Origin of the sequence: Streptomyces sp. NPDC056835 (assembly GCF_042789485.1) — a bacterium.
Taxonomy (GTDB): domain Bacteria; phylum Actinomycetota; class Actinomycetes; order Streptomycetales; family Streptomycetaceae; genus Streptomyces.
Genome location: NZ_JBHUBB010000009.1, coordinates 103943 through 117102, shown reverse-complemented (window position 1 = coordinate 117102; position 13160 = coordinate 103943). Strand labels below are relative to the sequence as shown.

12 protein-coding genes are annotated in these 13160 nt (G+C 72.0%); 5 read left to right on the top strand and 7 right to left on the bottom strand.

The window, feature by feature from the left end; translation table 11 throughout:
* The first annotated feature begins 84 nt into the window (after positions 1–84).
* Entirely contained in the window at positions 85–1563 is a 1479-nt protein-coding gene (locus tag ACFRMN_RS12645; RefSeq protein WP_383017527.1) for a purine-cytosine permease family protein, read from the top strand.
* A complete protein-coding gene (locus tag ACFRMN_RS12640; protein ID WP_383017524.1) occupies positions 1560–2528 on the top strand; it encodes a PfkB family carbohydrate kinase in 969 nt (322 codons plus the stop codon). Before ACFRMN_RS12645 ends, ACFRMN_RS12640 begins: the two co-directional genes overlap by 4 nt.
* 60 nt (positions 2529–2588) lie before the next feature.
* On the opposite strand, the gene ACFRMN_RS12635 is transcribed toward ACFRMN_RS12640, so the two are convergent.
* Both ACFRMN_RS12635 and ACFRMN_RS12630 read right to left on the bottom strand, forming a co-directional pair.
* Positions 2589–3296 (bottom strand): ribonuclease H, encoded by a 708-nt coding sequence (locus tag ACFRMN_RS12635; protein ID WP_383017521.1) that lies wholly within the window; start codon positions 3294–3296, stop codon positions 2589–2591.
* A gap of 138 nt (positions 3297–3434) precedes the next feature.
* On the bottom strand, positions 3435–4340 hold the full coding sequence (locus ACFRMN_RS12630) for an NADP-dependent oxidoreductase (protein WP_383017518.1): 906 nt from the start codon (positions 4338–4340) through the stop codon (positions 3435–3437).
* A gap of 161 nt (positions 4341–4501) precedes the next feature.
* On the opposite strand from ACFRMN_RS12630, the gene ACFRMN_RS12625 reads away from it, so the two are divergent.
* Positions 4502–5137 (top strand): hypothetical protein, encoded by a 636-nt coding sequence (locus ACFRMN_RS12625; RefSeq protein WP_383017515.1) that lies wholly within the window; start codon positions 4502–4504, stop codon positions 5135–5137.
* Between the two features lie 43 nt (positions 5138–5180).
* Here the strand turns inward: ACFRMN_RS12625 and ACFRMN_RS12620 are convergent, their stop codons facing one another.
* On the bottom strand, positions 5181–5702 hold the full coding sequence (locus tag ACFRMN_RS12620) for a MarR family winged helix-turn-helix transcriptional regulator (RefSeq protein WP_383017512.1): 522 nt from the start codon (positions 5700–5702) through the stop codon (positions 5181–5183).
* 124 nt (positions 5703–5826) lie between these two features.
* Between ACFRMN_RS12620 and ACFRMN_RS12615 the strand changes: the two genes are divergently transcribed.
* On the top strand, positions 5827–6243 hold the full coding sequence (locus ACFRMN_RS12615) for an organic hydroperoxide resistance protein (protein WP_383017509.1): 417 nt from the start codon (positions 5827–5829) through the stop codon (positions 6241–6243).
* A gap of 151 nt (positions 6244–6394) precedes the next feature.
* On the opposite strand, the gene ACFRMN_RS12610 is transcribed toward ACFRMN_RS12615, so the two are convergent.
* From ACFRMN_RS12610 to ACFRMN_RS12595, 4 genes are all read right to left on the bottom strand, one after another.
* The gene (locus ACFRMN_RS12610; RefSeq protein WP_383017506.1) at positions 6395–7720 is read right to left on the bottom strand and encodes a DUF3089 domain-containing protein; all 1326 of its coding nucleotides are present in this window, start codon (positions 7718–7720) and stop codon (positions 6395–6397) included.
* Positions 7721–8010: 290 nt separating this feature from the next.
* Positions 8011–8886, bottom strand: a complete 876-nt coding sequence (locus ACFRMN_RS12605) for an LLM class F420-dependent oxidoreductase (protein ID WP_383017503.1) — start codon at positions 8884–8886, stop codon at positions 8011–8013.
* Positions 8887–9232: 346 nt separating this feature from the next.
* Complete coding sequence (locus ACFRMN_RS12600) at positions 9233–10816, bottom strand: glycerol-3-phosphate dehydrogenase/oxidase (RefSeq protein ID WP_383017500.1); 1584 nt, start codon at positions 10814–10816, stop codon at positions 9233–9235.
* On the bottom strand, positions 10813–11412 hold the full coding sequence (locus ACFRMN_RS12595; RefSeq protein WP_383017497.1) for a TetR/AcrR family transcriptional regulator: 600 nt from the start codon (positions 11410–11412) through the stop codon (positions 10813–10815). The genes ACFRMN_RS12600 and ACFRMN_RS12595 overlap by 4 nt, the downstream gene beginning before the upstream one ends.
* A gap of 110 nt (positions 11413–11522) precedes the next feature.
* On the opposite strand from ACFRMN_RS12595, the gene ACFRMN_RS12590 reads away from it, so the two are divergent.
* The gene (locus tag ACFRMN_RS12590; protein ID WP_383017494.1) at positions 11523–13160 is read left to right on the top strand and encodes an FAD-binding oxidoreductase; all 1638 of its coding nucleotides are present in this window, start codon (positions 11523–11525) and stop codon (positions 13158–13160) included.

The window sequence follows — 13160 nt, the reverse complement described above, 5'->3', positions numbered from 1 at the left end:
GGCCCCGCTCCTCCGCCGTAAGCACCCGCATCAACCACCCGTATCAACCACCCGCCCCTTCGCACCTTGCTAGGAGGTTCCGTCATGGCCGTTTCGAAGACGAACGATCGCGTCGGTGCCATGGAGACCCGAGGGATCGAACCGGTCCCCGACAACGAACGGCACGGCCAGGCCGGCCAGATGTTCTGGACCTGGTTCGCCGCCAATATCAGCATCCTCGGGCTTCCGCTCGGCGCGACCCTCGTCGCCTTCCGCGGCCTGAACATCTGGCAGGCGATGCTCGTCGCCGTCGTCGGCTCCTTCGGCTCCTTCGCGCTGGTGGGGGCCCTGAGCCTGGCGGGCAAGAAGGGCGGCGCACCGGCGCTCACCCTCTCCCGCGCGGTCTTCGGGCAGCGGGGCAACGCGGGTCCGACCCTGATCACCTGGCTGAGCCGGGTCGGCTGGGAGACGATCACCACGACCACCGCCGCGTACGCGCTGCTCGCGCTGCTCGGCATCGCGTTCGGTGTCGGCCGGAACACCGTGCTCACGCTCGTCTGTCTGCTGGTCTTCATCAGCTGCACACTGCTCATCAGCGGTCTCGGCCACGCCACCATCATGTGGATCAACAAGTGGGCCACGGTCGTCTTCGGCGTCCTCAATCTGATCGTGATGGGCTTCCTGGTCGCGACCGTCGACTGGACCAAGGTCCTCGACGCCCCGACCGGTCCGACCAGCGGTGTCATCGCGGGCATCGGCTTCATCGCGGCGGGTACCGGTATCGGCTGGGCCAACGCGGGCGCGGACTACGCCCGTTATCTGCCCCGCGAGATTCCGGGCAGACGGCTGATCGTGGCCTCGGCGTTCGGCGCGGGCATCCCGCTCGTGCTGCTGATCTCACTCGGCTCGCTGCTCTCCGCGGGCGATCCGACGCTCGCCACAGCCTCCGACCCAGTCGCCGCCATCAACGCGATGCTGCCCTCCTGGATGGCGATCCCCTATCTGATCGCGGCCTTCGGCGGACTGCTGATGTCGAACCATCTCTCCACCTACTCGGCCGGGCTGACGATGATCACGCTGGGGCTGCGGGTACCGCGCCCCGTCGCCGTCGCCCTCGATGTGGTGCTGATGTTCGCGGGCGGTATCTACTTCATGCTGATCGCCGACGACTTCTACGGCCCCTTCTCCACCTTCCTGACCCTGCTGGCCGTACCCATCTCGGCCTGGATCGGAGTGATCGCGGTGGACTCGCTGCGCGGGCGTACGTACGACTCCGAGGCGCTGATGGACACCACCCGCACCAGCCGCTACTGGTACGCGGGCGGCTTCCACCTTCCGGCCGTCCTCGGCTGGGCCGCCGCCATCGTGGCCGGTCTGCTCTTCACCAAGGCGTCGACGAGCGAGACCGACGTCTGGTTCGCGGGCCCGCTCGCCGACACCTGGTTCGGCGTGAACGGGCTGGGCTGGGCGATCTCGATGGCCGTCGGCGCGGCGGTGTTCACGCTGTTCGGCCGCCGTACCGGCGCCACGACCGGCACCGGGAACGAGCCCGTCTCCCCCGCCCTCCAGGAGGCCGGACGATGAGCGGCCGTCTCATCCTCGCCGGGAATGTCATCGCCGATCTGGTGATCGAGGTCCCCGCGCTGCCCGAACGCGGCGGCGATGTCATCGGCACGCGTACGGAACTGACCGCGGGCGGCGGTTTCAACACCCTGGTCGCGGCCCGCCGCCTCGGTACGGAAGCGGTCTTCGCCGGACTGCACGGCACGGGGCCGTACGGTGACCTCGTACGCGAGGCGCTTGCCGCCGAGGGCATCCGAGCCCTGCTGCCCGCCCGTACGGACGGCGACACGGGCTTCACCGTGGCCCTGGTCGACAGCGGCGGTGAACGTACCTTCGTCACCAGCTTCGGGGTCGACGCGCAGCTGACACAGGCGGATGTCGACGCGGTCGCCGCGCGGCTGCTCCCCGGCGATGTGGTGCAGCTCTCCGGCTATGGACTGGTGATGCCGGTCAACGGCCCGCTGCTGTCCCGCTTCACGGCGGGGCTGCCGGCCGACATCACGGTCTGTTTCGACCCGGCGCCCCTGGTGGCCGACATTCCCCAGGCGGTGCTCGCCCCGGTCCTGGCCCGTACGGACTGGCTCAGTGGCAACGCCCGCGAGGCCCGGCTGATGTCCGGCCACGACGATCCGCGCGCGGCGGCGGTGGCACTGCGGGAGCGGCTGGCTCCGGGCGCGGGGGTGCTCGTACGGGCGGACAAGGACGGCTGCTGGCTCGCGGCGCCCGGTGAGGCGCCGCGGCATGTGCCGGGATTCCCGGTCGACGCGGTCGACAGCAACGGGGCGGGGGACGCGCATGTCGGTTCGTTCCTGGCTCTGCTCAGCCAGGGCCACGACCCCTTGACGGCCGCACACGGAGCCAACGCGGCGGCGGCGTACGCGGTGGGGCGCCGCGGCCCGGCCACCGCGCCGGACCGCGCGGAGCTGGCGGCGTTCCTGGGCGGGGATCCCCTGGCGGAGCGGCTGTTCGGCGCGGCGGGCCACTGACGGCTGAGCGACGCCCGCTGAGAGCCCCACCCGGCGTCGTCGCCCGGCGCCGCTCTATGCCTAGGCGGGCGTCGTCGCCGTGGCGCACGCCGGGTGGCCCCAGCCGTCCGGATTCTTGGCGATGGGTTCGCCCGCGGCATACGAGCGCCCGCAGCGGCAGCGCCCCGGGAACTTGGCGTTGAGCGTCCTCTTCGAGTTCCCCGAGGTGCGCTGCCGCGACGGGGCCGCCTTCGCCGCGCCGCTCGAACCCGAACGTACGGTGTCGGGCGCGGCCGGCGGCGCCGGGGAGTCGTACGCGCTGCCCGCGGCCTCCTGGGCGATCGCCGCCTGGCTGGCGGCACGGTCGGCGAAGTCATTGAACCGGTCGCCGTTCACCTGGTGCGCGGGCACATACCGGAACTCCACCGAGCGCCCCGTGAGCAGCGTGTCAATGCGGACGACCAGTTCCTGGTTGGCGACGGGCTTGCCGGCGGACGTCTTCCAGCCCTTGCGCTTCCATCCGGGCAGCCAGGTCGTGACCGCCTTCATGGCGTACTGGGAGTCCATCCGGATCTCCAGCGGAACGCCGGGGTCGACCGCCGTCAACAGGCGCTCCAGCGCGGTGAGTTCCGCGACATTGTTGGTCGCCGTGCCCAGCGGGCCCGCCTCCCACCGTACGGAGGTCCCATCGCCCTCGGCGATGACCCAGGCCCAGCCGGCGGGCCCGGGATTTCCTTTCGACGCCCCGTCACACGCGGCGATAACGCGTTCAGCCATGCCACCGATCATGCCAGTGCCCCGCGGCCCGCCGAGCACCGCACCCTCGTCTCCCCCGTCGGCCCAGCCGCTCGTCCGTCCCGGCCGGACTCCGCCCGACTTCGGGTCGTGGTCCGGCCGGACTCCGGTCGCGCTCCGGTCAGGCTCTGCTCAGACCCCGGTCAGCCGCAGGATGACCTTGCCCATGACGTGTCCGCCCTGGCTGATCTCGTGGGCCTTCGCCGCGTCGGCGAGCGTGAACTCCGCGGCGATACGGACGTCGAACTTTCCCTCGTCGGCGAGGCGCGCGGCCTTGGCCAGGGCGTCGAACGCCGACGCCTTGGTGGTGAACCGTACGCCGTGCTCGGCGGCGGAGAGGTCGGCGACGGTCACCACCCTGTCGGCGGAACCGGTGATCGCGACGAGGTCCGGCAGGGATCCCTTGCCGACGGTGTCGAGCGCGGCGTCGACCCCGTTCGGGGCGAGGGCGGCCACGCGCTCGGGCAGTCCCGGTCCGTAGGTGGTGGGCTCGGCGCCGAGGGAGCGCAGATACGCGTGGTTGGACTCACCGGCCGTACCGATCACGGCGACCCCGTCGGCGAGCGCGAACTGCGCGGCGGCGCTGCCCACCCCGCCCGCGGCACCGTCGATCAGAAGCGTCTGTCCCGGGGACGGATCAAGGATCTCCAGGGCGCGCGCCGCGGTCTCCGAGACGAACGCGAGCCCGCCCGCCTGGGACCAGTCCAGCGAGGCGGGCTTCGGAGCGAAGTGATCCAGGACGGCGAACTGCGCGGCGGTCGCGGTGCCGAGCCCGAACACCTCGTCCCCCACGGCGACCGCGTCGACGCCCTCGCCGACCTCGTCGACGACACCGGCCGCCTCCTTACCGGGAATCGCGGGCAGTTTCCGCGGCATCAGGTGCTTGAGCTCTCCTGACCGCGTCTTCCAGTCGACAGGGTTCACCCCGGCGGCGTACACCGCGATGCGGACCTGTCCGGGACCGGCGTGCGGTTCCGGCATGGTGGCCACCCCGAGAACCGACGGGTCGCCGTACTCCGCGTACTCCACTGCCAACATGTCCGTGCGTCCTCTCGGTTCGATCCCGTCCTCCCCCACCTCCCACTCTGTGGCACACCCCTGTGCGGCACATCTCGCGAAGCGGCCGTTCGGCGACGGGCTCAGGTCCACGACCACACCGTCGGAACGGCGCTGTCGGACCCCGCCTCCATACTGTGACGGTGAACTCGCTGAGCTCTTCGAACCCGCCGCGTTTTGATCTGCTGCTGCACGCCTACGGCCGGGCCGTGGACACCCCGGGCCATCTCGACGCGCTGGCGGCCGAAGACCCCGTGGCCCGTGACGCGGCGGTCTACCACCTGAACTCCGCGATCGTGCACCAGGGCACGCCATGGACCGCCACCGGACCGGCCACCGAGTACGTCAGCGCGATAGTCCGGCGCGGCGCCGTTACCGATGAGGCGACGCTGGTGATGCTCCTGCGCTTCCTGGGGGAGGTCGCCGAGTCCGCCGCGATCGGCGCCGAGGACGACATCGAGTCCCTTGCCCTCCCCGCCGGTCGGGACATCGAGGCCGAGATCGCCGCGATGCTGGAGTCCGGTGAGGTGAACGTTGTCGACGATGACGGCGACAGCGGGAACGAGGACGAGGACGTCGCGTATCTCCTCTACGACGACGAGGTGCGCTCCAACGCCTTGTTCGCGCGCGCCGTCCTGGGCTGCCGCGCCGCGCTGCCCGGCATCGTCGCGGCCGCCGAGTACGCCGGGACACACCCCGACGAGCGAGTACGCGCGGAGGCGGCGGAGACCCTGGCCGCCGCGACCGCGGCGTTGCCCTCGGAGGCCACGCCCCACTGATCCCGTACGGACAGCCCGTACGGACATTTCGCCAGGACAGCCCTCAGGAACGACGCGCGGTGGCGCTGTCCAGAGCCGCGGTGAGCCTGCCCAGCGACTGGTGCAGCGCGGTGAGTTCACCTTCGTCGAAGCCGGTCGAGGCGAGGACCGTCTCGGGCAGCACCCGGGCGCGCCGCTTGAGCGCCGCGCCCGAGGTGGTCAAACGGACACTGACCGAGCGCTCGTCGCTGCGGTTGCGCTCGCGCACCACGAGTCCGGCCGCTTCCAGCCGCTTGAGCAGGGGCGAGAGGGTCCCGGAGTCGAGGCGGAGGACGAGGCCCAGTTCCTTGACGGTCAGCGAGTCGTGCTCCCAGAGGGCGAGCATGGCCAGGTACTGCGGGTAGGTCAGGCCCAGCTCCGCCAGAAGCGGCCGGTAGAGCGCGTCGAACGCGCGGGACGCCGCGTGCAGCGCGAAGCACACCTGCCGGTCCAGGCGTAGCAGCTCCTCCGAGCGGGCTGCCCCGCGTACCGACGGGGTGGGGTGGGCCGCCCCGTCCTCCAGGGCTGTGTCCGCTGTGCGTTCCATAAGGCCATCGTACTCTTTAGTTGTGCACAATTTAATTGCGCTACGCTATTCTCGTGGAGGTCGCACGACACCCCGTCGCCGGCCGCACCCGCAGCCATGCCGCGCCACTCTTTGAGGAGATCCGATGACCACGACGCACTACACCGCCATCGCCACCGCGAACGGCCGCGACGGCCGGGCCGTCAGCTCCGACGGTCTCCTGGACGTCGGGCTGGCACTGCCGCGTGAGATGGGCGGCAACGGCAAGGGCACCAACCCCGAGCAGCTCTTCGCCGCCGGCTACGCCGCCTGCTTCGCCAGCGCCCTGAGCGCGGTCGGCCGCGCGGGCGGTCATGACACCAAAGACGTGTCCGTGACGGCCGAGGTCGGCATCGGCGGCGATGTGGCCTCGGGCTTCGGGCTCTCCGTCGTCCTGCGGGTCGAGCTGCCCGAGCACCTCGAAGGCCCGCTGGGCCAGGGACTCGTCGACCAGGCCCACCAGGTCTGCCCGTACTCCAACGCCACTCGCGGCAACATCCCCGTCGAGCTGGTCATCGAGTAACAGCCCGGCCATCCCAGCCAAGGCCACCCCGGCCCCGTCCGCACCTTGACCGGCGCGGACGGGAGAGGGGACACCGCCCCGAGAACGGACCGCGTCCTCCGTCCGAGCCGGGCGCGCCACCGGCTCGGGGCGCGGCGGGGCGACCGTACGGTCATGGGTTCCGGCGGTCCAGCCATGCGCGGGTCTGTGCCGTGGCCAGTGCGATCAGGTCGCCCTGGGCCACATTGAAGTCCATGGCGTGCAGACCGGTCAGTCCGGCGGGCGCGGAGGCGGGGAAGTGCGAGAGGTCGCCACTGACCTGGAGCCAGTCCGCACTGACCGTGCCGTCGGTGGCGTGGGTGCACTCGCCCGTGAGCGCGTCGGGGTGGTGGGCGAAGCCCGTGGCCAGGTCGGGGAGTCGGTAGCCGTTCAGGGGCACCGCCAGAGGTCCGTTCGGCAGCAGCGCGTTGCCGCCGACCAGCCGCCGGGTGGGCAGATACAGATCGAGCGGTACGCGGGCGCCGCCGGCCTCGCCACGCAGCAGCGCCGCCGGGTTGACGCAGACCACGCGGTGGCCGGGGTTCGCCGTTCTGCCGATCACGGCGGGCAGGGAGCCCCCGGGCAGCGAGTAGGTGGCGTACGAGACCACGCAACCGGTGGGTATCGGGGCGCCGGCGGGCCGTCGGCAGGCGGGGATGTGCTGGAACGTCGACGCGGGGTCGGATCCACCGCCCGCGTCCCGGCCCTCCGGCACCTCGATGTTCCCGCCGAGCAGCGCGGCGGCGACGAGCTGCCGCCGTACCCCGGGGCGCTCGTCCAGGCGTTCCCGCATCAACGCGGCGGCGACCGCGGTGCCCTGGGAGTGGGCCAGGATGACGACCCCGCGTCGCTCGCCGGTCTCCGGGTCGCGGTTGTCATGGGCCCAGTAGTCGTCCCAGGCGTCCCGAATGTCCATGATCGCCGTGGTCAGGTCGGCGCCCGAGCCGGTGACGATCCCCGCGAGCAGCGCGGGCAGCGGTACCTGGCGGTAGACCGGCACGAACATCCGGCACAGTCCGGCGAAGCGGGCGCCCTGCATGAGGGTCACGGCTTGATGGACGTCCTGCGGCACCGGGGGCCGACTGCCGGTTTGGAGCGGTGGGTTGGGCAGGAGGTCCACCGTCGGATAGGCGTAGAAGCAGTCGACGGGCGGCTTCTTGGTGACGGTGAACGGCTCGCGCTTCCCGCTTCCGCCGGCGGCGAACCGGGTGGCGTCCAGCAGCCGGGTCCCACCGCTCGGATACCGGGTGACCAGCTCGGGGCCGGCCGACTGAGGCATGCCCTCGGCGTCCTGCCCGCAGGGGTTGTTGACCAGCCCCGGCCGGCACAGCCAGACGGTACGGTCGAGCGGCCGCGCGTCCGGGCCGGCGGCTGCTCCGGTCGCCGGGCCCGCTCGCGCGCTCGTGGACAACAGCACCGTCGCGAGAACGGCTGCCACCGGAATCAGAAGTCTTCGCACAGCGTCCATACGAGGCACGGGTGTTCCCTCCGATCGGCAGGCGCGCGGGCGCTGTCCCAGCGGGCCGGTCCGGCCCGTCTCCCTCACCTTGATCCCCAGGGACAGACTTCACACCTCGGGCGCCGAGGATGGCGACAACCGGCCAAGGTGACCGGCACCTGTCGCCGGAGCGCGGTCACCCTCTCCACGATGGCTGTGGCCGCGTGCGCGCGTTGACGTCCCCGGCGTCGGGCCTCGGGCGTCGGGCGCCAGGCCCCAGTCGTCGGGCGTGAGCCATCGAAGGCCAGGCGTCAGGCCAGGACCTCGGCGAGCCGACGCCACTCGGCGCGCGGCAGGGCCCCCGGCGCGCCGGGAGAGCTGTCGCCCGTGACGATCTGGAGAGCGACATGGTCGGCGCCCGCCGTGTGGAAGGCGTCGATACGGTCCCGGATCCGGGCCGCGTCGCCCCAGGCGTAGACGGCGTCGATCAGCCGGTCACTGCCGCCGCCGGTGAAATCGTCCTCGGTGAACCCCAGCCGCAGGAAGCTGTTGGTGTAGTTGGGCAGGCCGAGATACATCGCGAGATAACCGCGGGCCGTGGCGCGGGCGGTGTCCGGATCGGTGTCCAGGACGACCTTCAGCTCGGGGGCGAGCAGCGGGTCGGGGCCGAGGAGTTCACGGGCCTGGGCGGTGTGTTCGGGGGTGACGAGGTACGGGTGCGCGCCGCCCGCGCGGTCACGGGAGAGTTCGAGCATCTTCGGCCCGAGGGCGGCCAGTACGATCCGCCCGGCCGGCACTCCTGCCGCGTCCAGCGCGTCGAGATAGCCGACCATCGCCGAGTAGGGGCGCCGGTACTGCTCGGCGAGCTTGGCGTGGCTGGCGCCGATCCCGAGCAGGAACCGCCCCGGGTGCCCGGACTCCAGCTTCAGGAAGCGGGCTGCCGCGTCGGCGGCCTCGTACTGCCAGATGCTGAGGATGCCGGTGGCGACGGTGAGTCGGGACGTGGCCCCGATGAGGGGCACCGCGTGCTCGACACCGCTGTTGCCGCCCAGCCAGACGGCGCCGAAGCCGAGCTCCTCCAGTTCGGCGGCGGCCTCGGGAATCTCCCCGCGCAGAGCGTCGTCCTCGGAGCGGAGTTCCAGGCTCCAGATCCCGTAACGACCCACGGACTCCCGCAGATTCACCATCGTGTCGTCTCCCGCTCGGACTCGAATCCAGTAATGACCGTGCCAACTCGTGACCGTGCCAACCAGGCTCCCGCGCGGCCTATTCCTGGAGCTCCTGAGACTTCCGGAGCTTCTGGAACGCGCGGGGCGGCTGTTCCGCGAGACCGGGGAAACGGCGCCCTTGCCATCATCACCGGCCGTGGCAGTGCCCGCCTCGCCCGCGCCGCCGAACAGCTGAACGTGTCCCGCACCCGGAACCGGGTCGCTCACCGCCCGGATCACTCACCGTCCGAGTCGCACACCGTCCGGGCCGCCCGCCCTGCGTGAGGGGCGCTCGCGAGCGGTTCGCGCTCCGGAGGGAGCCCGCTCAGATACCCGTGGCGTAAGGCGCCGTCGCTGCCAGGGCCTCGTGCGCGGCGTCCAGCGCGGCGGCGCGGTCGGCCGGTACGAGGCCGACGCGTGTGCGGCGGTCCAGGAGATCGGACGCGTCGAGAGCGCCCTCGTGCCGCACCGCCCACAGGAGTTCGGCCCGCGTGACGTCCAGGCCGTCGGCCACAGGCGCGCGGAGACGCGGTTCCCTCTCCCCCAGCGCGTGGATCGCGGTCGCCTCCGTCCCGTAGCGTTCGATCAGTCTGCGGGGGGCGGAAAGAGCCGCCAGGCCCGCCCGTGAAGCGGCGCCGACCAAGGGAAGGCGGGCTGTGCCACCGCCCGGCGGGGCGTCCAGGTGACGGGCGGCCAGCGCGGCGTCGACGGCGTCCTGGGCCATCCGACGGTAGGTGGTGAGCTTGCCGCCCACGACGGTCACCACCCCTTCCCGGGAGGTCACCACGGCATGCCGGCGTGACAGGTCGGAGGTCCGCGGGCCTGCCGTATCCGCCCCGTGAGAGGTGTCCAGCAGAGGCCGCAGCCCCGCGAACGCGCCCACCACGTCACGGCGTCGAACCGGCGTGTCCAGTACGGTCCCCAGGATGTCGAGCAGGAAGCCGATGTCGGACTCCGGAACCTCGGGCACGTCCGGCACGGGGCCGTCGACCGGTTCGTCGGTCAGGCCCACGTACACCCTGCCGTCGTCCTGGGGGACGACCAGCACGAAGCGGCTCGTCTCGCCCGGGACGGGGATGTGCAGGCCGGTGTGCGGACCGGCCAGGCTCTCGGCGCGGAGCACCAGATGGGTACCGCGGGACGGGCGGAGCCGGATGTCCTCGACGAGCCGGCCGGCCCAGACACCGGTGGCGTTGATGACCATCCGGGCTCGGATCCGGGTTTCCTGCCCGGTCAGCTCGTCGCGTACCAGGGCTCCGGCGCCGTTGACGGACAGAGCGCGCGTGCGGGTCAGCACTCGGGCGCCATGACCGGCGGCGGTACGCGCTATCGCGGTCACGAGCCGTGCGTCGTCCACGAGCCGGCCGTCCCAGGAGCACAGTCCGCCGCGCAGACCGTGCCCGCGCAGGCCGGGTGCCGCTCGCAGCGTCTCGACAGCGGACAGGCGCCGTGGTCCCGGCAGCGTGCGGCGAGCGGTGCCGGCCACCGCGCGCAGGAGGTCACCCGCGCGCAGTCCGGCCTCCGCGAGGGCGGCGCTCCGCTGTGAGACGAGCGCGGTCAGCGGCATGACGAAGGGCTGGGCGCGTACGAGGTGGGGAGCGGTGCGTTCCATCAGCACCCCGCGTTCCACCGCGCTCTCGTGGGCGACGCCGATCTGACCCGACGCCAGATAACGGAGGCCGCCGTGGACGAGCTTGGAACTCCAGCGGGAAGTACCGAAAGCCAGGTCGTGCGCGTCGATCGCGGCGACCGACAGCCCGCGTGAGGCGGCGTCCAGCGCCGTACCCGCGCCGGTGACACCGAGGCCCACCACCAGAACGTCCACCGTTCTCCCCGCGGCCAGTTCGGCCAGCTCGCGGGACCGGCGTGCCGCGTTGAGGGAGAAGTCCGGGCGGGCAGCGGGGCTCACGGGGCCAGGGTCCTTTCGAGAAGGTGCCGGAGTTCGTCGTGGAAGGCGGCCTCGGTGAGCTCGGGGTCGGCGTCGTCGGTCATGGTCCGTGTCGAGAACACGAACGACTGGAGTACCAGCAGCAGGCAACGCGCCTGCCGTACCGGATGGTCCGCGCGGATGGAGCCGTCCGCGTGCCCCCGCCGCAGTGCGTCCTCGATGAACTCCAGCACCCTGTCCTGGCTCGCGCCGCGCCGGTCGAAGAGGTAGGGGAGCAGCAGTTCGGGGTCGACGTCGAGGATCTTGCGCAGCAACGGGTGGCCGCGCAGCGCCCGGAGTCCGGCCACGAGCGTGTCGACCAGGTGGGGACGTACCTGCCGGGTTCCGTCGTCCGGCGGCACCGCTCCCAGCGTGACCGCCACCCATTCACGTGTCATGACGTCGCCGACGAGGGCGCGTACATCGGGCCAGCGCCGGTAGAGCGTCATGCGCGACACCCCTGCCCTGCGGGCGACGTCGGTCAGGGTCGTTCGTCGCACACCGACCGCGAGGACACAGTCCCGCGCCGCGTCGAGGACAGGATTGTCGTCCCGCGGGGTGTTTCGTTTAGCCGTCACATGTCACAGTGTAACGACGTGGGCGGCGACGGCAAGGGAGAGTCCGTTGTCGCGCGCGGGCCCGACGGCCGCGAGGACAAGGCTGATCAGCCGGACAAGCGAGGAATCGGATGGACCCGACGCACATGCTGTGGAGTGGATGGGGAGACCCGGGCAGAGCGGCGCCTCTGCCCGGCCTGGTCACCGGCGTACTGGCCGAACTGCTCGGCGTGCGGCCCGCCGACGGACGGCCGGTGGAACTGGCGGACGTCGAACCGCGCGCCCACCGGCTTACCGCCGACGCCGAGGAAGCGCTCACGCGGATCGTGGGAGCGGGACATGTCCTCACCGACGCCGAGAGCAGGGTCCGGCACACGCGCGGCAAGTCCACCACCGACCTGCTGCGCATACGTGCCGGCGCGGTCGACGACGCACCCGACGCGGTGGTCGTGCCCGCCGACCACGACGAGGTACTGGCCGTCCTGCGGGCCTGCTCCCAATATCGGGTCGCGGTCGTCCCCTTCGGGGGCGGCACCAGCGTGGTCGGTGGTCTCACACCCGGCACCCATGACTGTTTCATCGCTCTCGACCTGCGCGGAATGAACCGGCTGACCGACCTGGACACGATCTCCCGTACCGCGGTCCTGCAACCCGGGCTGCGGGGGCCCGAGGCCGAGGCGCTGCTCGCCGAACAGGGTTTCACCCTCGGCCACTTCCCCCAGTCCTACGAGTGGGGGACGATCGGCGGTTTCGCCGCCGCGCGTTCGAGCGGCCAGGCGTCGGCGGGTTACGGCCGCTTCGACGACATGGTGACGGCCCTGCGGGTGGCCACGCCCGAGGGGACCCTGGACATCGGGCGCGCTCCGCGTTCGGCCGCCGGGCCGGACCTGCGGCAGCTGGTACTGGGCTCCGAGGGCGCGTTCGGGGTGATCACGTCGGTGACGGTACGCGTGCACCCCGCTCCCGAGACCCGCGCCTACGAGGGCTGGCGTTTCGGCTCGTTCGCGGCGGGCCGCGAGGCGCTGCGGGCGCTCGCCCAGAACGGGGCCCCGCCCACCGTACTGCGGCTGTCCGACGAGACCGAAACCGCCATTGGCCTGGCCGACCCCGGCTCCATCGGCACCGTCCCCGGCACCGCCTCCGACCCCGGCACCGGCCCGGGCTGCCTGGCGGTCGTCGGCTACGAGGGCACCGCGGTGGAGGTCTCGGAACGCAGGGCGCGCACCCAGGCCGAACTGCGCGACCGCGGCGGAGTGTTCCTCGGTGAGGCACCCGGCGAGAAGTGGGCCGAGGGCCGCTTCTCCGCACCGTATCTGCGCGATGCCCTGCTGGACATCGGGGCGTTCGCCGAGACGCTGGAGACCGCCGCGTTCTGGTCCGGCATTCCCGCGCTCCACGAGAACGTGCGGAGCGCGCTCACCACCACCCTGGCCGGCGCGGGCACTCCCCCCGTGGTCATGTGCCATGTCTCGCACGTGTACCCGACGGGCGCGTCGCTGTACTTCACCGTGCTCTGTGCACAGGGCGAGGACCCGGTGGCCAACTGGGCGCTCGCCAAACGGGCGGCGGGCGAGGCGATCCTCGCGTCGGGCGGCACCATCAGCCATCACCATGGTGTGGGTACCGACCACCGTGACGGGTACGCCCAGGAGATCGGCCCTCTCGGCGTCGAGATCCTTCACGCGGTGAAGGGCCGGCTCGATCCGTCCGGCATCCTCAACCCCGGCATCCTTCTGCCCCCCATGCGGCCCCCGGCCACCGGAGCGTAG

Excerpts from the sequence above, each read along its gene's own strand:
- ACFRMN_RS12615 (WP_383017509.1), top strand. The coding sequence starts at position 5,827 with ATGACCACGACGCACTACACCGCCATCGCCACCGCGAACGGCCGCGAC.
- ACFRMN_RS12645 (WP_383017527.1), top strand. The coding sequence starts at position 85 with ATGGCCGTTTCGAAGACGAACGATCGCGTCGGTGCCATGGAGACCCGA.
- ACFRMN_RS12640 (WP_383017524.1), top strand. The coding sequence starts at position 1,560 with ATGAGCGGCCGTCTCATCCTCGCCGGGAATGTCATCGCCGATCTGGTG.
- ACFRMN_RS12635 (WP_383017521.1), bottom strand. The coding sequence starts at position 3,296 with ATGATCGGTGGCATGGCTGAACGCGTTATCGCCGCGTGTGACGGGGCG.
- ACFRMN_RS12620 (WP_383017512.1), bottom strand. The coding sequence starts at position 5,702 with ATGGAACGCACAGCGGACACAGCCCTGGAGGACGGGGCGGCCCACCCC.
- ACFRMN_RS12605 (WP_383017503.1), bottom strand. The coding sequence starts at position 8,886 with ATGGTGAATCTGCGGGAGTCCGTGGGTCGTTACGGGATCTGGAGCCTG.
- ACFRMN_RS12590 (WP_383017494.1), top strand. The coding sequence starts at position 11,523 with ATGGACCCGACGCACATGCTGTGGAGTGGATGGGGAGACCCGGGCAGA.
- ACFRMN_RS12630 (WP_383017518.1), bottom strand. The coding sequence starts at position 4,340 with ATGTTGGCAGTGGAGTACGCGGAGTACGGCGACCCGTCGGTTCTCGGG.